The organism is Arenibaculum pallidiluteum (assembly GCF_017355985.1).
In the GTDB taxonomy this organism is placed as follows: Bacteria; Pseudomonadota; Alphaproteobacteria; order Azospirillales; family Azospirillaceae; genus Arenibaculum; species Arenibaculum pallidiluteum.
Genome location: NZ_JAFIQU010000007.1, coordinates 172,937 through 193,084, shown reverse-complemented (window position 1 = coordinate 193,084; position 20,148 = coordinate 172,937). Strand labels below are relative to the sequence as shown.

The following is a 20,148-nucleotide window of genomic DNA, read 5'->3' as shown; positions in this document are numbered from 1 at the left end:
GTGAAACCATGTTTCCGGCTGCGCAAGGACTTTTGCCCCGCACGGCCCGCCTTGCGCTGCACCAAAGCCGGGGGCAGCGACGCGCATGAAGGGGACTACCCCCTTTCCCCAATTCGGATTCCTTTACAGTCGGGAACCGGTGCGGCGAAGCGAACGAGGCGCAGGGCGGCATCTCGACAATGGCATGGAGCTTGCTTTTCGACCCTCCGGGCAGTGGAGGGGGCTCCCATGCACATGGCGCAACTGACGCCGGCGAAAGCCGGGTTCGCACCGCTCAAGGCGGCGGCTTACTACGCGCAACGCTGCGTCTGCCATCCGGCGCGTCGGCGCCGGATCGGCAGTCTGATCGGCCGGCTCGCCGGCGCCGCCCTGAGGGGCGATACGCCAAACGATGTGCCGGCAGGATCGCCTGTCGGCGCCGAGGCGGCGGTGCTGTCCGCGCTCCGCCGTGACGGCGTGCGGGAACTCGGCCGCGTCCTCGACGACGGCCAGGTCGGGGCGATCCGCGCCCATTTCGAGAGCCGCGAGCCGGAAACCCGGAGCCGGGACGGCTCGGTCGAGGAGTTCGCGACGGGCGACGTGCTCGGCTGCCCGCACCTCCTGGCCCTGGCGGCCTCGCCCGCGATGCTGCGCATCGCCGCGGCCTATCTGGGATGCCGGCCGACGATCTCGAGTATCGGAGTGCGGCGCTCGCATCCCGGGCGGGAAGACCCGAGCTGGGGCCAGACCTTCCACCGCGACGTCGACGACTGGATCTCGCTGAAGCTGTTCGTGTATCTCGGCGCCGTCGAGGAGGGCGGCGGGCCCCATGTCTACGTGGAGGGCTCGCACAGGACGCCGGGCGGCATCCGCCTGCGCGACCTGAGCGCAGACGAGGCCGCAGCGCATGGCCGGCCAAGGATGCTGCTGGGCCCCGCGGGCACAGCCTTCCTCGCGGACACCTTCGGCCTGCATCGCGGCGAGCCTCCGCGGCGCGCCAGCCGCCTGATGATGCAGGTCCAGTATTCGGTGCTGCCGGTCGGCCTGTACCGCTATGACGTGAAGCTGCCGGCCGAGGCGCTGCCCCCCGGCCTGGCGGCGAGCCTGGATGCGCGCGCCTGCCGCCTGTTCGTCGCCCCGCCCGGGCGGACGAAGGGCTAGGAGCCGCGCAAAAGGTCCCGCGGGCCCCCTTGGGCCCGCGGGGTCAGTTCCGTACGATCAGGGAGTCTCTTCTACAACCGCCGCGAAGCCATGGCGTTCCCGCGGCCCCGTGCCGCGCGATCACGGGCGGGCACGTGCCAGCATCGCGGCATAGGCCTCCTCGAGGCTGCGCGTGAAGGCGGCGGCATCGCACAGGCGCGAAGCCGCCATGCGCGGCCGCAGACCGGCGCGCAACGCCTGCAGGGCCGGCAGGTCGCAGGCCAGCGACACCGCAAGGCCGCGGTAGGCGGCGGCATCCGGCGCCACCAGCCGCTCCAGCCCCAGAGCCGCGTTCAGGCTGGCGCCGACCCGGGCGACATGCGTCCCGCCCAGCAGCGTCACGGTCGGGACACCCATCCAGGCGGCCTCACAGGTCGTGGTGGTGCCGTTGTAGGGAAAGGGATCGAGCGCCACGTCCACCGCGCCGTAAAGGCCCAGATGCTCGCGGGCGGAAGCGATGGTCGTCAGCAGGTCCACCCGATCCGCTGCGATGCCGCGCACCGCGAGCCAGCCGAGCACGCGCGCCCGCGTCCCGGCATTCGCCAGCGCCGCGGCCTTCAGCAGCAGGCGCGATTCCGGGACGGCGTGGAGGATCTCCGCCCAGGTCGCCGCCACATTCTCGTTCAGCTTGGCGAGATTGTTGAAACTGCCAAAGGTCACGAAGCCGCGCTCCAGGGAAGGCAGCGGCGCCACGGCCGGCGCATCGGCGGGCGGGCCGAAGCACAGGAAGCAGCCGGGCATGCGCCACAGCGTCTCGGCGTGCCGGGCATCTGCCAGGCCGGGCGGGTCGGCCACCGCGTCCGTCAGGCGGTAGTCCATGGCGCGCAGGCCCGTGGTGTCGGGATAGCCCAGCCAGTTCACCTGAACCGGCGCCGGGCGGCGGGCGAAGACCGGCAGCCGGTTGCCGCCGGTATGGCCGGCGAGGTCCACCAGGACGTCGATCCCGTCCTCCGCGATGCGCTGCGCGACCTCCGCGTCCGGGAGGTCGCGGATCTCGCGCCAGACATCCGCCCGCCCGCGCAGCCTTTCGGTCACGGCATCGTCCCGCGCCCCGGTGCTGTAGCAGAACACCTGGAACCGGCCGCGGTCGTGATGGGCCAGCACGGGCTCGAGGAAGGCGACCACGGGATGGGCGTAGAAATCGGGCGACAGATAGCCGACGCGCAGGCGCCCGCCGCGATCCCGCGCGCGGCGCGCGGGCCGCTCGGGGATCTCCGGGGCGCCGTGCCTGCGCCCCCATTCCATGTGCAGCGCGGCCTTCTCGTCCGGCGCGATGGCGGCCGAATACTGCAGCGTGAGCAGCAGGTTGCTGTGCACCTGCGGGTCCGAGGGATCGGCCCGAACCGCGCGCCGCAGCGCGGTGACGGCCCGCTCGGCCTCGCAGGTCAGAGAGCGGCCGAGGCCGATCGCGTTCAACGCCAGCGCATTGGCGGGGTCGCGGATCAGCGCCGCCTCCAGCGCCGCCCGCGCGCCGTCGTGATCCCCGATGGCGCGGACCGTCCCGAGCAGCACCAGCAGGCGCGGCTCCTCCGGCAAGGCCGCGATGCCCGTCAGCGCCACCGCCGTGGCCAGTTCGGGCTTGCCGGCCCGGCGCAGCGTCTCGCCGAGGACCACGCAGAGCCGGGACGACAGCGCTCCTGGCGCCAGACGCGCCAGCCGCAGGAAATGCCGCGCGGCCTGTTCCGGCTCCCCACGCCGCAGGGCGAGCTGGACGAGCTGGAAGAACGCGGCCGGCAGGGCGGGATCGCAAACCAGCGCGCCGCGCGCCGCAGCCGCCGCGGCATCCGCCTGTCCCCCGGAATCCAGCACGAAGGACAGGCGCAGCCGCGCCGGGGCGCTATCGGGGTCGATCAGCACCGCGCGCCGGCAGTAGGCCAGCGCCCGGCTCTGATCGGCCGCCGCCGGCAGGCCGCCGAGGGCACCCCACAGCTCGGGATCCGCCGGGCTGAAGGCCAGGGCCTCCCGGCCGGCCTGCTGCGCGCCGGCCATGTCGCCGAGCCCCTCGAGCGCGTCCATCAGCGCCCTGGCCGCCGTCCCGTGGCCGGGATCGAGCCTCAGCGCTTGGCGCAGCATCGGGACAGCCGCATCGGCGGCGCCGCTCTCCTTCAGCAGCACGCCGCCCAGGGCCAGGGTCTCGGCGGCGCGCGGCGCGCGGCGGCGCAGCTCGGCCCAGATGGCCATGGCGCCGTCCCCGTCACCGCGCGCGAGAGCCTGCCATGCCTGAAGCGGCAGCGTTCCCGTTCCCGCTTCAGTCCCTTGCCCCGTCATGACATCCCGGAAATAGGCACCGGCCCTCCTGCGGCCCTTCGGTCTGCGCCTGGCGATCTTGCGGCCTCCGCGGGCCCGCGTCGACCATCGGAGCTGCCGGCCGCGCCATGTCGCGGGCAGCGGTCCCGGCATGCCCACGAACGGGCCACAACATACCCCTTCTGAGAGGATTACGGCCAGGGAACCGGAAGGGCCCGCGTCCGTTCCTGTCCCGTGTCTTCGATGGCACGCCTCCCTGTTCAACTCGGGCCGCCCTCGGGCGGCCCCTTTTTTCGGGAAGCCATGACCGTTCCAGCCTCCCTTCCGCCCAACGCTACCGTCAGCAGGATGATCGCCGTCTGGGGCCGCGCTGCCGGCGCCGTCGCGGCCTACAAAGCCCGCACGGCCGCGGCCGAGGGCAATGCCGACGCCGCGGCGCGCTGGGATGCCGTGCGGGCCGCCGTCGCGCCCTTGGGCACCACACCAGCCTGAGCATCACCCGCGCTTGAGCACCGCAGCCGCCTGAACCCTGCGCCCGGCTGCCCTCGGCCCTTGCGCCTGGGTTTCTTCCGCCGCCTGTTTCGGCCTTGGGCGAAAGCCGTCGCGACCGCGATTTGGCGCAGATGCGCCTCCTCCTATCTGATAGAAAGGAACGTCCCGCGAGTGCGGGACAAGGACCGATTGCAGGAGTTCGATCGATGACGGGTCTTCGGCGGCAGGCGATGGCGTCCCTGCTGAGGAGCGTCGTGATGGCTGGCGGGCTGACCTTGGCTGCGGCAACGCCGGCCGCGGCCCAGGAGGCCAGCAAGGCCGACATCCAGTGGGCCCAGACCGTGCTGAAGGAGCGCGGCCTTTATTCCGGGCGCGAGAACGGCGATCTGAACGACCCGACGCGGGCGGCGTTGCGCGAGTTCCAGCGCAAGGCCGGCATCCCGGTCACCGGTCGCCTGGACCCCGCGACCACTGCCAAGCTGATGGAAGGCCGCCAAGCCCAGGGCACCGTGGGCAATCTGGCCGCACCCAAGAATTCCGGTACCCGCCCGCGCAGCCAGGCCGAGACGGCGCCGTCCCGTCCCAGCGCGGCCCCGACGACGCGCATCGACGGGCAGGAGGGCGGCGAGACCGGCGGCGGCTTCTTGAGCCGCGGCGGGGCCGTCGGCAGCGCCGGAGCCCAGGGCAGCGACGCCGGCGCCGCACCCCAGGCCGCCCCGCGCAGCGCCGTCTCGGGCGAGAGCCTGCCGGGCGCCGGCACGGCGGCGGTCCCCGATGCCCCTCCCCCTGGCCTCTTCGTGCCCGAATGGGTGCGCACGGGCATCGCCGCGCTGCTGGTCCTCGTCTTCGCGGTCGCAGCCTATCTCTGGTGGGCCAGCGGACGGCGCAAGCCGCAGCGCCCCCTGCGCGAGGCGCCCGCCGAGGAGCGGCGCGAGCCGACGCTTGGCTCCGCGCGCAGCGAGCTGCGCGCCGATCCGCCGCTCAGGGTCGTGGGCGACCGGCGGCGCTGAGCGCCGCCGGCATCCGCGCAGCCACCCGAAGCATCGAGCGGCCGCCGCGGGTCAGCCCCGCCGGATCGTGAAGGTGAAGTGCTCGGGCCCGCGCTCGAAGGCCAGCAGCTCGTGCTCGGTGGTGTTGCAGAAGTGCCTGAAGTCGATCTCTGATGCGGGATCGGTCGTCAGCACCACCAGCTCGGCGCCAGGCGCCAGCGCGTCCAGCCGGCGCCGCGTGCGTAGGATCGGCAGCGGGCAGGCAAGCCCACGCGCGTCGAGAATCTCGGCTGTCATGGCCGTCATCCGCTCCCGCTCACTCCTCGGGGAGCATGTGGTCCATGGAGAGCGCCGGGGCGCCCGGACAGCACCGCGAGACCACCTGGGCCGGCACGCCCACCACGGTGCAATGGGCCGGCACGTCGTGCAGCACGACGCTGCCGGCACCGACCTTGGCCGCCTCGCCGATCACGATATTGCCGAGGATCTTGGCGCCGGCGCCGATCAGCACGCCGTCCCGCACCTTGGGGTGGCGGTCTCCACGCACCTTGCCCGTGCCGCCGAGCGTGACCTCCTGAAGCATCGAGACGTTGTCGCCGACCACCGCCGTCTCGCCGATCACGACGCCGGTCCCGTGGTCGATCATTACGCCGCGCCCGATGCGGGCCGCAGGATGGATGTCCATGCCGAAGCGCTCGTTCACGCGGCTCTGCAGGTAGAGCGCCGCATGGACCCGTCCGTGGGCCCAGAGCCAGTTTGCGACGCGCTGCGTCTGCAGGCCCTGGTAGCCCTTGTAATAGAGGAAGGGCGTGATCAGGCATCCGGCGGCGGGATCGCGCTCGAGCACCGCGCGCAGGTCGGCCAGGGCCGCCTCGACGATCTCGGGCCGGTCCGCCGCGGCCTCGCGGACGAGGTCGCGCAGCGCCCCTTCCTCGAGCGTGTCATCGAACAGCTTGTGCGCGACCAGCCCCGCCAGCGCCTCGTCGAAGGTGGCGTGGCCGAGCAGGACCACGTCCAGGTGCCGCGCCAGGAAGGGCTCGCGCCGGGCGATGGTCTCGGCCTCGCGCCTGAGGTCGAGCCAGGTCTCCAGCGTCCGGGAGGTCGTGTCGAGCGTGTCCATTCCTGATTCCTCCCCGCGGGGCCGGTGCGAAGACTTTCCGCGAATTCCGCCAGCGGGACAATTGAAGTTTTGACAGCCGTGCCCGGCTGCGCCCGGGCTCCTCCCGGCAGTCCGCCCTCAGCCGTAGCGCAGCTTGAACACCAAGATGGTGCCTGCGATCGCCAAGGTCACCAGGTTGGAAACGATCACCGGCACTGCGCCGATCATCAGCCCGTAGGCGAGCCACAGGGCGACGCCCACGCACAGGCACAGGAACATCACGAGCGAGATGTCCTTCGCCGACCGCGTGCGCCAGGTCTTGAGCGCCTGCGGCAGGAAGGACAGCGTCGTGAGCGTGCCGGCCACGAGCCCGGTCAGCTCCGATACCGGAATTCCGAAGAGGGCAAGGTCCTGCATGATCGTCCCTGCTGGGGGCGGGCCGGGTTGGGGGCGGGCCGGCGACCCTAACGCCGCCGCGCAGGCGCCGCCACCGGATTCGCGCTTGCCACTTGCCTCGCGATCGTTCATGGAATGTACTCATGACCGACACGACCATCGCGCGGCCCGAGGCGACCGCGCGCATCACCCGCGGCGTCCGGCGCGCGCTCGTCGGGCTCGGCTATGCCAGTGTGGTCGAGTTCCCGCTGGCCTGCGGTCGGCGAGCCGACGTGCTGGCGGTGAACGACGGCGGCGAGATCCTGATCGTCGAGGTGAAGTCCTCGATCGAGGATTTCCGCGCCGATCAGAAATGGCCGGAATACCAAGCCTGGTGCGACGCCTTCTGGTTTGCGGTCGGCCCCGACTTCCCGGCCGAGCTGATCCCCGAGGATTGCGGGCTGCTGGTGGCAGACGCCTACGGCGCGGTGGTGCGGCGCGACGCGCCGGTCAGCCGGCTGAATGCCGCCCGACGCAAGAGCCTGCTGACCGCGCTGGCCCTGTGCGCGGCGGGACGCCTGCACCGCATCGAGGATCCCTCGGCTGCGCTGGACGGCCCGGGCGCGGGCGGACTGTAGCGGCGGCGCACGGGCCGCGCACCGGCCGCGCATCGGCGCATAGGCCGCGCATCGGGAGCCGACCCGCACGGCCGTACGCCCCGTGGCAGGCGGCGAACGGGCTTGACGGCATCGGCCGGACTGGCGCAACTGTGCCCCCATGGTCAAGGGGCGGTCAGCGGACGGGATGGAGGCGGGCACGACATCCCGGGGTTCGGGCGCCACGGCCGGGGGCGAGACGATCGCCGTCCTCCTGCCCTATGCCGAGGCCTTCGCCCGAGGCAAGGCGGGGGCGGTTGCGCTGTCGGTGAACGACGAGCTCGGTCACAGCCGCTACCGCGACGCGATCGCGGTCTACGGGCGCCCCGTCGAGCAGCCCCTGCAATCCCGGCACTTCCACGCGATCGAGCCGCTGGGCCGCTGGTTCCGGGGCCGCAACATCGGCCTCGCCGAGGCGTTCCGGCGCGCGGCGCAACGGTCCCGCCCCGCCCTGGTCGAGCTGCACAACCGCCCGCTGGTGTTCCGACACCTGGCCCGGCGGCTCGGCCAGACGATCGTGACCCTGCACCTTCACAACGATCCGCAGGACATGAAGGGCGCCCGGTCGGCCGCCGAGCGCCGGGCCATCCTGGACCGGGCCGGAGCCGTCTACTGCGTCAGCGACTTCGTCCGCCGCCGCTTCCTGGAAGGGCTGTCGGGGGGCGAGGACAAGGTCCACGTCCTCTACTACGGGATCCCGCGCCCCTGGCCCGCGCCTCCGGCCAAGGAGGACCTGATCCTCTTCGTCGGCCGGATCATCCCCGACAAGGGCGTGCTGGAGCTGGTCCGGGCGCTTGCCCGCGTGCTGCCCGGCCACCCCGGATGGCGCGCCGCCTTCGTCGGCGGCCTCAAGGCCGGCCAGGAGAGCGGCGCGGATCTCTATGGCGCGGCTGTCCGCCGCGAAATCGAGGCCATCGGCCCCGCCGCGCGGTTCCTGGGCGTACGCCCCCACGAGGAGGTGATGGAGCTGTTCGCCCGGGCCGCCATCGTCGCCGTCCCCTCCGTCTGGGAGGAGCCCTTCGGCCGTACGGCGGCCGAGGCGGTGGCCGCGGGCTGCGCGCTGGTCTGCTCCGGACGGGGCGGCCTGCCCGAGATCGCCTCGGGCCGAGGCATGGTCGCCGAGCCGACCGTCGAGGACCTGTCCAGGGCGCTGTCCGAGCTGGTCTCCGACGCGCCGCGGCGCCAGGCGCTGCAGGACAGCGCCTGGCGCGGCTTTCCATTCGACGGCGCGGCCATGACCGCGCGCCACGACGACATCCGCGCCGCCCTCCTGGGCGCCGGCTAGGTCCGCCCGACCCCGAGGAAGAAAGCGATGCCGACCGCCGCCGAAGGCATGCCCAGGAGATCGCTCGAGAACGCGCTGCACCACGGCGCGCTGGGCCTTACGGCCCTGCTGCCCTGGCTGCTGATCCTGGGCCGGGCCGCCGCCGATGCGGGGCTCAGCGCGGCCGCGCTGCTGTTCCTGCTGCGCAGCGCCGCCACCGGGGACTGGTCGTGGACGGCGCGCCCCTGGGTGCGCGTGGCCGCGGCGGCATGGCTCTACCTGCTCGCCGCCAGCCTCTTCACCGAGGAGCCGGGGGCGGGCTTCCTGCGCGCCCTGCCCTGGGCGAGATTCTGGATCTTCGCCGCGGCCGTCCAGCACTGGGTCCTTGCCGACGCCGGGGCGCGGCGGACGGCCTTGGCCTCCCTGGCGGCGGCCGTGGCCTTCGTCGCCGTCAACGTCCTCATGCAGTGGAGCGTCGGCTTCGACATGCTGGGGCGCCCGCCGGTCCAGAGCGACCGGTTCAACGGGCCCTTCTCCTCCCTGGTCAGCGGATCCTATCTCGCGATCTTCGGGATCCCCTGCCTGGCGGCGCTCCTGGGCTGGGCGGTGACGTCCCGGCGGCCCGGGAGGCTGGCCCTGGCGGTGCTCGCCATCGCGCTCTACGCCGGGCTCGTCGTCGTGGTCGGCTCGCGCATGCCCATGCTGCTGTTCGCGCTGGGCCTCGTCCTGCTGGTGCTGGCCGCGCCGGGCATTCGCGGGATCATGGCGGCGGGTGTCGTGGCCGGCGCCGTCGTGGTGCTCGCGGTGCTGGCATACGACCCCAGCGTCACCTACCGCATGGTGAGCTTCTTCTGGTACCAGCTCTCGAATTTCGGCGAGAGCGACTGGGGCAAGCTGTTCCGCAGCGGCCTTGCCGTGTGGACGGACCATCCCTGGACAGGGGTCGGGCTGCGGAACTTCCGGATCGAGTGCCAGGACGAGGCCTACGCCTACATCGGCACCATCGCCCAGCGCTGCAACCTGCATCCCCACAACTTCTACATCGAGTGGCTGGCCGAGGCCGGCGTCCTGGGCCTGACGGCGTTCCTGGCCCTGCTCGGCGCGCTCGGCCGCGAGGTGGCGCGGTTCCGCAGGCAGACCGGCCCCGCGCGGTTCGTCGCGGCGGGCGCGGTCGTCTCGCTCGTGATGTTCGTCTGGCCGGCCGCGTCGACGTCGAGTTTCTTCAGCAACTTCAACGCCGCGTTCTTCTGGTTCGTGACGGGCTTCGCGCTGGCCTGGGCCGCGCCGGGCCCGCTCGGGGCGGAGCGCCGCCCCGCCCGCGATGCCGGCGCGGCTCAGCGCGAGGGCGCTGCGACGGTCTCGTAGATCGCCCGAAGCCGCGACAGCGCGACATCCAGGGTGAACTCGGCGGCATAGCGCGCCCGGGCGGTGGCGACCAGCCGCTCGCGCAGGGCGGCATCGCCGAGCACGCGGCGGATCGCCCCTTCCAGCGCGTCCGCGTCGTCGATCGGCACCAGGATGCCGTCCTCGCCGTCGCGCACCGTCTCGGCCGGTCCGGCGGCGGTGGCGGCGACCAGCGGCACGCCCGCCTCCCAGGCCTCGATGATCACGGTGCCGAAGGGCTCGTAGCGGGAGGGCAGCAGGCACAGGTCCGCGGCGCGCAGCAGGGCGCCGCGGTCGTTCCGCCAGCCGAGAAAGCGCACGCGGTCCGCGACGCCGAGCCGGGCCGCCTGCGCCGCGAGCTCGCCCTGCAGGGGGCCGTCGCCGGCGATCCAGAGATGGCAGTCCGGGATCCGCGCCGCCGCCGCGATGGCGACGTCCAGCCCCTTCTTGGGATGCAGGCGGGACAGGGTCAGCAGCACGGGCGCGCCCGCGGGCGTGCCGAACTCCGCGCGGGGGACGGGCTCCGTTCCCGTCGCCGTCGAGTAGGTGTTCACGTAGAAGGCGCGGTCCGCTGGAACGCCCCGGGCCACCATGTGCTTCACGATGCCCGGCGTCACGCCGATGAACCAGCCGCAGGAGCGGAAGCGGTCGGGGTCGTAGTAGCCCCCGAACCAGCCGATCGTGGGCACCCCGGTCCGCGGCACGACCGTCGCGGCGCGGCGCATCCAGCACTGGACGATGTCGGGGCGCTCGGCCCGGATCAGGCGCCCCATGCGCCAGCGCGCCAGGACCGTCATGCGCTGGGCCCAGGGGCCCATGGGAACGAGCTTCAGCCCCGCCCGCTCGAGGTCGCGGTAGCGGGCCGAGGCGGGGTTCGCGACCACGACCTGGTCCAGCCCGGCGCGGTGCAGCGCCGTCACCGTGTCCGCGAACTGCAGCTCGGCGCCGCCGTTCCCGCGGCTGAGCATGATCTGCATCACCTTCATGGGGCCGGCTTTCGCTTCCACCGGTGCGGGATGCCCTGCCGGGCGGCCTGCATTAGCCCGCGCGCTCCGGCCAAGTCAAGCGCATGGCCCCCGCAGGTGCCGCGCTGCCATAGGCGCGGGCTCAGGGCCGTCCGCCCCGCGCCAGGAGCGCCCGGGCCGCCTCGAAGACCGTGTCGACCCCGACCCGCTCGATGACGCCGGTCTCGCCCGGGGCGCCCACCCCGACCGATGCGACGCGGGGGCCGAAGGGGCCGTAGACCTGCGAGTCAGTGGGCCCGAAGATGCCCAGCGTCGGCACGCCCAGCGATGCCGCCACGTGCATGTGTCCGGAATCGTTGCCGACGTAGAAGTCCGCGCGCGCGATGCAGGCCGCCTGGAATTCGATGCGCGGCGCGATCGCGGGCAGGTCGATGCGCCGGTTCTCGGGGACGCTGGCCAGGAAGGCGCGGGACATCTCGGCTTCGGCGGCGCTGCCCACCGTCATGAACCAGGGATCGCCGCCCAGCAGCGGCCGCAGGCGTGACGCCAGCTCGACGTACCGATCCACGGGCCAGAACTTGATGGGCTTGGACGCACCCAGACCGACCGTCACGATGGGGTGCTTGCCGTCCAGCAGCTCGGCCGCGCGGCGCTCCTCGGCCGGGTCCAGCCAGACCTGGGGCCAGGGCAGGTCGGTTCCCGCGATCTCGCCGAGCTCCCGCAGGATCGGGCCGGGAACCCTGGCCCGGTGCTTGATCATCTTCCGGGGGGCGCGGACGATCCGGCTCAGCAGCGTGTCCCTGAGATCGACCACGAGGTCCCAGCGCGTGCCCGCGAATTCGCGCAGGAGCGAGAGCCAGTGCCGCTTCATGGGCTGCTTGACCACGACGATGCCACGCTCGAGGTTTGGCGTCGGCTGCAGGATCGGCCAGGCGACGGGGCCGGACAGCAGCGTGATCCGCGCGTCGGGATGCTCGTCGAGGATATGGCGGAGCAGGGCGGTCGACATCACCGCGTCGCCGAGCCGGTTCCAGCCGATGAACAGCACCTTCATGCGCGGGGTCTCTCGGGCGTTGCGGGCCGTTCGTGCGGGTCGAATAGGGGAAGGTCCCGTGCGCGTCAAGCCGAGGGCCCGTTCGCCCGACCGACCGGCGGTGCCGGGCTCACGCGACGTGGCGGATCACGCGGTCGGCCGGCAGGCGTACGATCGCCACCGTTCCCCTGCCGAGCTCGCTGTCGAGCTGCAGGGTGCCGCCATGCAGGCCGACCAGCGCCTTGACCAGCGGCAGGCCGAGCCCCGTTCCCTGGGTCTTGCCCGAAAGCGAGCTCTCGATCTGTCCGAAGGGCGCCATGGCCTTCTCCATGTCGCCGGGCGCGATGCCGATCCCGGTGTCCTCCACCGTGATCGCCAGCGAGCCGTCGCCCTCGAGCTCGGCCGAGAGCACGACCTTGCCGCCCTCGGCGGTGAACTTCACGGCATTGGACAGCAGGTTCACCAGGATCTGCTTCAGCGCCCGCTCCTCGGCCCGCACGAAGGGCAGGTCGGCCGGCACCCGCGTGCCCAGCTCCAGCCCGCCCTCCTCGGCGCGCGGCTTGATCAGCCGGTGGCAGCTCAGCAGGACGCGGCCGAGATCGACGACGGAATCGCGCAGCTCCATCTTGCCGGCCTCGATCTTGGACATGTCCAGGATGTCGTTGATCAGGGCCAGCAGCAGCCTGCCGCTCTCGTTGATGTCGCGGGCGTATTCCACGTATTCCGGGCGGCCGGCATCGCCGAACATCTGGTCCGCGATGATCTCCGAGAAGCCGATGATCGCGTTCAGCGGCGTGCGCAGCTCGTGGCTCATATTCGCCAGGAATTCCGTCTTGGCGCGGCTCGCCATGTCGGACTGCTCCTTGGCGTCACGCAGGACCGCCTCGGCGCGCTTGCGCTCGGTGATGTCCTCGACCCGCCCCTCGTAGTAGAGGATGCCGCCGACCTCGTCGCGAACGGCCCGGGCGCTCTCGCTGATCCAGATCACCTCGCCGTCCCTGCGGCGGACCTGGGATTCGAAGCCGTGGACCTCCTCGCGCTCGATCAGCTGCACGAACTCGCCGCGCCGCCGCGGCTCCACATAGAGCTGGCGGGCGACGTCCCGCAGCTCGTCGATCATCTGGAAGGGATCGGAATAGCCGTAGATCCTGGCCAGCGCCGGGTTGGCGCTGAGCATCCGCCCGTCGGGGGAGGTCTGGAAGATGCCCTCGACCGCGTTCTCGTAGATCTCGCGGTACTTGGCCTCGCTCGTCCGCAGCTCGGTATTGGCGCCCTCCAGCGAACGGGCCAGCGCCGCGACCTCGCGCGCCCGATGCCGGGCGAGCACGAGATAGGCCGTGATGGCAGAGGTCACCACCAGCCCGAAGGCGAGGGTGAGCAGCGGGGAGAGCGCCAGCGCCAGGGGAAGCCGGATCCGGGGCTCCGGCCAGTGCAGGCGCCAGACTGCTCCGGCGATCACCACGCCGCCCTCGGCGCTGCGGCTGGCGGCCAGCACGGGCAGCCCCTCGCTCTGGCCCATGCGGACCAGCACCTTTCCGGCCGTGTCGGTCACGACCACCGGCCCGAGCGCCACCATGCCGTCTCCGCCATGGTCGTCGAACAGCAGGGTGCTCGGCGCGAGCCCGACCGCGACGCCGGCGGTCGGAGGGTCGGATTCCTGGGCGGCCGGGATCGCGATGGCGATCAGCGGGCTGCCGGGCAGGCCCAGCGCCGCCCCGTCGACCACGCCGGCGCGGGAGCCTTGCTTCGCCTCCTGCGCGAGGCCGTCGATCGTGCTGTCGGCGGCATCGGACCTGACCAGGCCGGGCACGCCCGAAAAGTGGAAGGCGAAGCGCCCGCCGTCCCTGCCGATCCAGTCGATCCGCTCGACCGCCTCGTCGAAGGGGGCAAGGCGGGCCGCGAAGCGCCCGAACTCCTCGCGCGAGACTTCGGACGAGGCCACGAAGAAGGCGGCGACGGCGCCGGTCGCCTGCTCGACCGCGGCCAGCCGACGCTGCACGGCCTCGGTGATGCGCGCCGCGCGCCAGGCGAGCTGGTCGCCAATCTGCCGGTCGACCTGCTCGCGCACGAACAGGAACAGCAGGAGCGAGAGCAGCACGCCGATCATGGCCGTCGCGCCCGCGGCGCCGCGGCTGACCGCGGCTTGCCACGTCTCCTTGCCGCCATCGGGATCGCGAACGACCATGTCTTCTCGAAGGAGTTAACCAGGTCGTATAAGCATACTCGCCGCGCCCGGTGATTCCGAAGGGAAAATCACGGACTTGCCGTGCGTTTGCGGCGCCCTATCTCAGCGCGGGCGGCATGGGAGGACATCTGCGAATGGCGGGCTCGGCGGCTGCATCGGGCGGTTCCGTGGCGGTGGTCGGCGCCGGCATCGCGGGCTTGGCCTGTGCGGGGCTCCTGGCCGGAGCCGGCCACCATGTCGTCGTCTTCGACAAGGGCCGCGGCCCCGGCGGCCGCATGGCGACCCGGCGCATGGGCGAGGTGCGCTTCGACCACGGCGCCCAGTACTTCACGGCGCGCGACCCGCGCTTTGCCGCGGCGGTCCAGGAATGGATCCGGGAAGGAGCCGCGGCGCCGTGGCAGGGACGCGTGGTGCGCCTGGCTGCCCGGCCGGGGCCGGCGGGAGAACCGGGCGTCGCGCCGGCCGAGGAGCCCGGCGAGCACTTCGCCGGCGTGCCCGGCGAGCACTTCGCCGGCGTGCCCGGCGAGCACTTCGCCGGCGTGCCCGGCGAACGCTTCGTAGGGGTACCCGGCATGACCGCCCCTGCGCGCCGCATGGCCGAGGGACTGGACCTGCGATCCGGCGTGCGTGTCAAGGCCGCGCGGCACGGGGCCGGAGGCTGGACTCTGCTGGGCGAACACGGCCCGCTCGGCGCCTTCGCGGCGCTCGTCGTCGCCGTGCCCGCGCCGCAGGCGGTGCCGCTGCTGGCGGATTCGCCGCGCCTGCGGGAGGCTGCGGCAGGGGTCGCCATGGCTCCCTGCTGGTCGGCCATGGTCCGGCTGGACCGCCGCCTCGCACCGGGTTTCGATGCGGCGCTCATTGAGAGCCCGGACCCGGCCTTCCCCCTGTCCTGGGTGGCGCGCGACGGATCGAAGCCGGGGCGGCCGGAGGACGGTGGGGGCGATGCCTGGGTCCTCCACGCCACGCCGGCCTGGTCGGAAGCCAATCTGGAGCGCGAGGCGGGCGAGGTGTTGCCGCTGCTGGCCGAGGCGTTCCGCACCCTGCTCGGCACCGGTGGCGCCGGCTTCGCCGTCGTCGAGGGCCAGGCGCATCGCTGGCGCTATGCGAGACCCGTGGCGCCACACGGTCCCGGCCTGCTGCTGGATGGGGAACTCGGCCTGGGCGCCTGCGGGGACTGGTGCGCCGAGGCCCGCGTGGAAGCGGCCTGGCTGTCGGGCCGCGCCCTGGCCGAGGCGATGCTGCGATGAGCGCCCCCCTCTTGCCGCCGGATCCGGAGAATGCCTACGTCCCCTCTCCCTGCACCCGCGTCTGCACCATCGACCGGGTGACGGGACTGTGCCGGGGTTGCAAACGCTCGATCGAGGAGATCAGGGCCTGGGGCGGCCTTCCGGCGGAGCGCAAGCGCGCGCTGCTTGCCGCCCTGCGCGAGCGCTGACAGCCCCCCGGGGGCCGCCGGCCGCGTCAGCGCTCGGGCGGGATATCGAAGGCCGCGTTCGGATCCGCCTCGACCAGCTCGGCCACGACCTCGTAGGCCTTGGCATTGCTGTTCATCTGCTCGCGGATAGGGTCGTTCTGCTCGGCGACGTGACGAAAGAAGCTTGCGGCATCGCGCAGCAGCTTGGCTGCGATTTCGGCGTTGGTCGCCATGGCGACTGTCCTTCCCGGTGAACCGTACCGGGGACCAACAGGGTGCCGGCGGATTGCTCTCGCCGGTCCCTGTCGGTCGGCCCCGGCGTCAGCGGGCCTGCAGAGCGATGCCCTGCTCGGCCAGGCTGGCCGCGATATCCTGGAACTTGCGGATGTAGCGGCTGCGGTAGGACTCGAAGTCGCGCAGGATCAGGGTGTCGGCATCCTCGTCCTTGCGGAACTCGGCGATCCGGTGCCCCTGCTCCGCCCGGTACAGCGCGAATGCGCCCGCGCTCACAAGCTGGTCTCGGCTCATCGTCGCAACTCCCGTTCTTCTGAAGGCCTACGGCCCTGGAGGGAACCACGAAGCCGCCGCCATGCTGCACTGCAACATGGTGGTACTCCCAATCCCGGGAGGCCGCGCGGGAGAACGGCGCTCAGCCCTCGTCGACGGGCTGCACGACCAGCAGCATGTCGCGGGTCCCGACGACGCGGATCGCCGTCCCCGCCGGACGGTCCGGCCCCGTGACCTGCCACAGCGTGTCGCCGAAGAAGACGCGCCCGCGCCCGTTCACGATGGGCTCGGCGAGCGTGGCCCGGCGGCCGACGAGCTGGGCGGCGCGGTCGTTGATCTCGGCGGCGCGCGCCGAATCGTCATGGCGGCGTAGGCCCTGGCGGTAGATCGTCATCCCGATCAGCGCGCCGGAGACGAGGACGAAGACGCCGATCTCCCCGGTCAGGCCGATGCCGCCCAGGATCGAGGTGGCAAGCGCCGCGGCCACCGCGCCGATGCCGAACCAGACCAGGAAGAGGCCGGGCACCAGCATCTCGACCCCGAGCAGGGCAAGCCCCGCCGCGGCCCAGATCCAGGGCGTCATGGTCAGCCCTCCCCGTGGCCGGGCGGCGACCAGGGCCCGCGCCGGGCCGTTTCCCCACTTGGTCCGGTCCCGGCCGCGGCGCCCGGCGGCGTGCCCAGGGTGCCCGGCACCGCCGCGCGCAGCACCTCGCCCAGCCCTGCCAGCGTCCCGGCGAGCCCGGAGAGCTCGACCGGCAGCAGCATGGTCTTCTGATTGGGGGAATCCGCGAAGGCCTTCAGCGCCTCCACGTATTTCTGGCCGAGGAAATACCCCAGCGCCTGGGCCGACCCCTGGGCGACCGCCTCCGAGACCATGCGGGTCGCCTGCGCCTCGGCCTGGGCCAGGCGCTCGCGCGCCTCAGCCTCCAGCTTCGCGGCCTCGAGCCGGCCCTGGGCGATCCGGATCTGGCTCTCCTTGTCGGCGTCGGCCTCCAGGATCTGCGCGCGCCTGTCCCGCTCGGCCTTGAGCTGGCGCGCCATGGCCTGGATGATGTCGTCGGGCGGGGTGATGTCCCGCAGCTCGATCCGGGTGACGCGCACGCCCCAGGCGGAAGTCGCGTCGTCGACCGCGCGCAGCAGCGCCGCGCTGATCGCCTCGCGCTGGCTCAGAAGCTCGTCCAGGTCCATGGAGCCCATGACCGTGCGCAGCGTGGTCATGGACAGCGTCCGGATCGCGAGGTGCAGGTCCGTGACCTCGTATGTGGCGCGCCGGGGATCGATGACCTGGTAGAACAGGACGCCGTCGGCGGTCACGGCCGCGTTGTCCTTGGTGATCACGCTCTGCGACGGGACGTCCACAACCGTCTCGCGCATGTCGACCCGGGCGCGCACCGTGCTGATGACCGGGACGATCACGTTCAGCCCCGGCGCCAGCGTCTCCTGGTAGCGGCCCAGCCGCTCGACGATGAAGGTGAAGCCCTGCGGCACGATGCGCACGCTGGTGAGCGCCGCCAGGACAACCAGGATCAGGCCCGCGCCGACCACGTACTCCATGTCCGCTCCCCGAGGCCGGATCCAGCCCGGGCGGGGCCCGGACCGCCCCGATGCTACCAGGGGCCCAGGCGCTCCACCACCCTGGCGAGCAGCCGCGCGGCCTGGTCCAGCCGGGCCGGCGGGAAGCCGCTGTAGCCGAGGATCAGGCCGTTGTGCCGGGGCGGCCCGACATGGCAGGCGGACAGACCCAGGGTCGAGATGTTCGCCGCCGCCGCCGCCTCCACCACCCGCGCATCGGCAAGGCGCTCGGGCAGCCGGGCGACGGTCTGCATTCCCGCGGGCGCCTGCTGGGCCGACAGCACCCCGCCGAGATGGCGCCCCAGCGAGTCCAGCAGCGCATCCTGCCGCTCCGCATAGAGCAGGCGCGTGCGGCGCAGATGGGCGGCGAAATGCCCTTCGTCCAGGAAGTCGTGAAGCACCATCTGGGCCGGAAGCGGCGAGAAATCGTCGACCGTGCGCCGGAGCACCACGAGCGGCTCGACCAGTTCGGGCGGCAGCACCGCATAGGCCAGCCGCAGCCCCGGGAACAGGACCTTGCTGAAGGTGCCGAGATAGATCACGCGCTCGGCCCCGGGCACGTCGAGCCCCTGGAGGGCTGCCAGCGGACGCCCGGCATAGCGGTACTCGCTGTCGTAGTCGTCCTCGACGATCCAGGCCCCGGCCTCGCGTGCCCAGGCGAGCAGCGCCAAGCGCCGCGGCAGGGACAGGGTGACGTTCAGCGGGTACTGGCAGCTCGGCGTCACGTAGGCGACCCGCGCGTCGGGCGCAGTCGCGCGCCCTGCCGCGACGTCCAGCCCCTCGGCATCGACGGGGACCGGCACGACCATGCCGCCGGCCCGGGCGAAGGCCTTGCGCGCGCCGCCGTAGCCGGGCTCCTCCATCCAGAAGCGGTCGCCGGGCAGGAGCAGCAGCCGCGCCAGCATGTCGAAGGCGGCCTGCGTCGAGGACAGCACGACCACCTGGTCGGGCTCGCAGCGCACGCCGCGCGCGGTCCGCAGATAGGCCGCAAGCACGCGGCGCAGCGGGCCCCATCCGGCTGCGGGTCCGTAATGCAGCTCGGCCGCCCCGATGGTGCGCCAGCGCCGCGCCTGTAACCGGCGCCACAGCGCGAAGGGGAAGACGTCGTAGGCCGGCACGCCGTGGCGGAAGGGCACGACCGGTGGCAGCATGTCCGGCACGGCCCCGCGGGCCACCGCGCGCGGGGCCGCGGGTCCGGCAGGATGCGCGGCCGCGGGCCGGCCGGCGTTCCGGCCGGCGCTCAGCAGCTCCTCCGGCAGGGCGGAGGCCACGAAGGTGCCGGCGCCGACCCGCGCCTCCACATAGCCCTCGGCCGCCAGCTCCTCGATGGCGGCCACCACCGTGTTGCGCGAGACGCCGAGCTCCTGCGCGAGGGTGCGGGTAGACGGCAGGCGCGCCCCGGGCGCAAGCGCCCCGCTCAGCACGGCATCGCGCAGGCGGCGGTAGATCTGGCGGAACAGCGGCGCATCGCCGCCCTCCGCCTCGGCGAAGATCGGGAGCAGTGCGCCTTCGGGCTTCTTGGACATCGTCGTCGGGGGACTGTTGGTCTCGGCGTGCTGGCGGCACGATACGGCGCGGTCCCGCGCGCGGACAGCCCCCCGTGCGAAGGCGCCGCCCCGGTGGCCCGAGGGGCACTTTGGTGATGGGCGCGTGTTTCACCTGACACCTGCGCATCCTTTCATCTTCGCACCCCCCTGGAGCCCTGGATGGCCGCCTACGTCAACCGCATCGGGACGGCGGTACCGCCTTTCGACGTGCATCGGAGATTTGTCGCCTACGCCCCTTCCCTGCTGCCGGATCCGCGGGTCCGCAAGCTCTTTGGGCGGATGGCGGATCGCTGCCAGATCGAGCACCGCTACTCGTTCTTCCGTCCCGCCGAGGCGGGCGAGGCCGTGGACGCGGACGGCTTCTTCCGGCCCGGCGCCTTCCCGGGAACCGCCGAGCGCATGGCCTTCTACGAACGCCACGCCCCGGGCCTCGCCTTCTCCGCGATCGAGGCGCTTGGCCTCGGCGACGATGCACGGCGGATCACCCATGTGATCGTGACCACCTGCACGGGCTTCTACGCCCCTGGCCTGGACATGCAGATCGTCGACCGCTTCGGGCTGGATACCACGGTGGAGCGGACGATCATCGGCTTCATGGGCTGCTTCGCAGCCATCAACGGGCTGAAGCTCGCGCACCACATCGTCCGCTCGGAGCCCCGCGCCAAGGTGCTGATGGTGAACCTGGAGCTCTGCACCGCGCATCTGCAGGAATCCGCCGACCTCGAGACCGTGCTGAGCTTCCTGATCTTCGCCGACGGCTGCGCCGCCTGCCTGGTCAGCGCGGAGCCGCAGGGCATCGCGCTCGACGGGTTCAGGGCCGTCGTGATCCCCGACAGTGCTGGCCACATCACCTGGCACATCGGGCAGAGCGGCTTCGACATGCATCTCTCGGGAGCGGTTCCCAGCGTGCTCGCGGCCGGTCTGCCAGCTGCCCTGCCCGAGATCCTGGGCGGGCGCAGCCGGGACGAGGTGCCGCTCTGGGCGGTCCATCCGGGCGGGCGCAGCGTGCTCGACGCGGTCGAGCAGGCGGCGGGGCTCGAGCCGGAGCGGCTCTCCGACAGCCGGGCCGTGCTGCGCGACTTCGGCAACATGTCCTCGGCGACGGTGATGTTCGTGCTGGAGCGCATGCTGCGGCGGTTCCGCGCCAGCGGGATGGGCGGGAACGCTCCCGGATGCGCCATGGCCTTCGGCCCCGGCATGACGGCCGAGACCATGAACTTCCGGCTCGCCGCCTGAGTCGC

At 72.6% G+C, this 20,148-nt stretch carries 21 protein-coding genes; 9 read left to right on the top strand and 12 right to left on the bottom strand.

Going from position 1 to position 20,148, the window contains the following annotated elements; all coding sequences use genetic code 11:
* Positions 1-228 precede the first annotated feature (228 nt).
* Complete coding sequence (locus JUB13_RS16600) at positions 229-1,140, top strand: phytanoyl-CoA dioxygenase family protein (RefSeq protein WP_207480903.1); 912 nt, start codon at positions 229-231, stop codon at positions 1,138-1,140.
* 120 nt (positions 1,141-1,260) lie between these two features.
* Here JUB13_RS16600 and JUB13_RS16595 read toward each other — a convergent pair whose 3' ends face one another.
* A complete protein-coding gene (locus tag JUB13_RS16595; protein WP_207480900.1) occupies positions 1,261-3,360 on the bottom strand; it encodes an O-linked N-acetylglucosamine transferase, SPINDLY family protein in 2,100 nt (699 codons plus the stop codon).
* A 369-nt stretch (positions 3,361-3,729) separates the two neighbouring features.
* On the opposite strand from JUB13_RS16595, the gene JUB13_RS16590 reads away from it, so the two are divergent.
* Together JUB13_RS16590 and JUB13_RS16585 are read left to right on the top strand one after the other, a co-directional pair.
* Positions 3,730-3,918 (top strand): hypothetical protein, encoded by a 189-nt coding sequence (locus JUB13_RS16590; protein WP_207480898.1) that lies wholly within the window; start codon positions 3,730-3,732, stop codon positions 3,916-3,918.
* Positions 3,919-4,124: 206 nt separating this feature from the next.
* Positions 4,125-4,928: a peptidoglycan-binding domain-containing protein gene (locus JUB13_RS16585; RefSeq protein WP_207480896.1), complete on the top strand. Its 804-nt coding sequence runs from the start codon at positions 4,125-4,127 to the stop codon at positions 4,926-4,928.
* 51 nt (positions 4,929-4,979) lie between these two features.
* On the opposite strand, the gene JUB13_RS16580 is transcribed toward JUB13_RS16585, so the two are convergent.
* The 3 genes from JUB13_RS16580 to JUB13_RS16570 form a co-directional block, all read right to left on the bottom strand.
* Positions 4,980-5,204, bottom strand: coding sequence for a sulfurtransferase TusA family protein (locus JUB13_RS16580; RefSeq protein WP_207480894.1), 225 nt, complete (start codon positions 5,202-5,204; stop codon positions 4,980-4,982).
* 19 nt (positions 5,205-5,223) lie between these two features.
* Positions 5,224-6,027: a serine O-acetyltransferase gene (gene cysE / locus JUB13_RS16575; RefSeq protein ID WP_207480892.1), complete on the bottom strand. Its 804-nt coding sequence runs from the start codon at positions 6,025-6,027 to the stop codon at positions 5,224-5,226.
* 117 nt (positions 6,028-6,144) lie between these two features.
* On the bottom strand, positions 6,145-6,423 hold the full coding sequence (locus JUB13_RS16570; RefSeq protein ID WP_207480890.1) for a SemiSWEET transporter: 279 nt from the start codon (positions 6,421-6,423) through the stop codon (positions 6,145-6,147).
* A gap of 122 nt (positions 6,424-6,545) precedes the next feature.
* On the opposite strand from JUB13_RS16570, the gene JUB13_RS16565 reads away from it, so the two are divergent.
* The 3 genes from JUB13_RS16565 (at position 6,546) to JUB13_RS16555 (ending at position 9,666) form a co-directional block, all read left to right on the top strand.
* Positions 6,546-7,019, top strand: coding sequence for an MmcB family DNA repair protein (locus JUB13_RS16565; RefSeq protein WP_207480888.1), 474 nt, complete (start codon positions 6,546-6,548; stop codon positions 7,017-7,019).
* A 139-nt stretch (positions 7,020-7,158) separates the two neighbouring features.
* On the top strand, positions 7,159-8,322 hold the full coding sequence (locus tag JUB13_RS16560; protein ID WP_207480886.1) for a glycosyltransferase family 4 protein: 1,164 nt from the start codon (positions 7,159-7,161) through the stop codon (positions 8,320-8,322).
* Between the two features lie 27 nt (positions 8,323-8,349).
* Complete coding sequence (locus JUB13_RS16555) at positions 8,350-9,666, top strand: O-antigen ligase family protein (protein ID WP_207480884.1); 1,317 nt, start codon at positions 8,350-8,352, stop codon at positions 9,664-9,666.
* Here the strand turns inward: JUB13_RS16555 and JUB13_RS16550 are convergent.
* The 3 genes from JUB13_RS16550 to JUB13_RS16540 all read right to left on the bottom strand — a co-directional run bounded on the left by JUB13_RS16550 (position 9,636) and on the right by JUB13_RS16540 (position 13,867).
* On the bottom strand, positions 9,636-10,670 hold the full coding sequence (locus tag JUB13_RS16550) for a glycosyltransferase (protein WP_236024996.1): 1,035 nt from the start codon (positions 10,668-10,670) through the stop codon (positions 9,636-9,638). The genes JUB13_RS16555 and JUB13_RS16550 overlap by 31 nt on opposite strands.
* Before the next feature lie 121 nt (positions 10,671-10,791).
* The gene (locus tag JUB13_RS16545) at positions 10,792-11,703 is read right to left on the bottom strand and encodes a glycosyltransferase family 9 protein (protein ID WP_207480882.1); all 912 of its coding nucleotides are present in this window, start codon (positions 11,701-11,703) and stop codon (positions 10,792-10,794) included.
* Between the two features lie 109 nt (positions 11,704-11,812).
* Entirely contained in the window at positions 11,813-13,867 is a 2,055-nt protein-coding gene (locus tag JUB13_RS16540) for a PAS domain S-box protein (protein WP_207480880.1), read from the bottom strand.
* Between the two features lie 134 nt (positions 13,868-14,001).
* Here JUB13_RS16540 and JUB13_RS16535 point away from each other — a divergent pair, with 134 nt between their 5' ends.
* On the top strand, positions 14,002-15,114 hold the full coding sequence (locus JUB13_RS16535; RefSeq protein WP_236024995.1) for an NAD(P)/FAD-dependent oxidoreductase: 1,113 nt from the start codon (positions 14,002-14,004) through the stop codon (positions 15,112-15,114).
* Positions 15,111-15,302 (top strand): DUF1289 domain-containing protein, encoded by a 192-nt coding sequence (locus JUB13_RS16530; RefSeq protein WP_207480876.1) that lies wholly within the window; start codon positions 15,111-15,113, stop codon positions 15,300-15,302. The genes JUB13_RS16535 and JUB13_RS16530 overlap by 4 nt, the downstream gene beginning before the upstream one ends.
* 26 nt (positions 15,303-15,328) lie before the next feature.
* Here JUB13_RS16530 and JUB13_RS16525 read toward each other — a convergent pair whose 3' ends face one another.
* The 5 genes from JUB13_RS16525 to pdxR form a co-directional block, all read right to left on the bottom strand.
* The gene (locus tag JUB13_RS16525) at positions 15,329-15,514 is read right to left on the bottom strand and encodes a hypothetical protein (protein ID WP_207480873.1); all 186 of its coding nucleotides are present in this window, start codon (positions 15,512-15,514) and stop codon (positions 15,329-15,331) included.
* 88 nt (positions 15,515-15,602) lie between these two features.
* Positions 15,603-15,809, bottom strand: coding sequence for a hypothetical protein (locus JUB13_RS16520; RefSeq protein WP_207480871.1), 207 nt, complete (start codon positions 15,807-15,809; stop codon positions 15,603-15,605).
* A 121-nt stretch (positions 15,810-15,930) separates the two neighbouring features.
* Positions 15,931-16,371, bottom strand: coding sequence for an NfeD family protein (locus tag JUB13_RS16515; RefSeq protein ID WP_236024994.1), 441 nt, complete (start codon positions 16,369-16,371; stop codon positions 15,931-15,933).
* A 2-nt stretch (positions 16,372-16,373) separates the two neighbouring features.
* A complete protein-coding gene (locus JUB13_RS16510; RefSeq protein ID WP_207480869.1) occupies positions 16,374-17,342 on the bottom strand; it encodes an SPFH domain-containing protein in 969 nt (322 codons plus the stop codon).
* A gap of 53 nt (positions 17,343-17,395) precedes the next feature.
* Entirely contained in the window at positions 17,396-18,886 is a 1,491-nt protein-coding gene (gene pdxR, locus JUB13_RS16505; RefSeq protein WP_207480867.1) for a MocR-like pyridoxine biosynthesis transcription factor PdxR, read from the bottom strand.
* Positions 18,887-19,066: 180 nt separating this feature from the next.
* Here pdxR and JUB13_RS16500 point away from each other — a divergent pair, with 180 nt between their 5' ends.
* Positions 19,067-20,143 carry a type III polyketide synthase gene (locus tag JUB13_RS16500; protein WP_207480865.1) on the top strand — a complete coding sequence of 359 codons (1,077 nt, stop codon included), beginning with the start codon at positions 19,067-19,069 and terminating at the stop codon, positions 20,141-20,143.
* Positions 20,144-20,148: the final 5 nt, after the last annotated feature.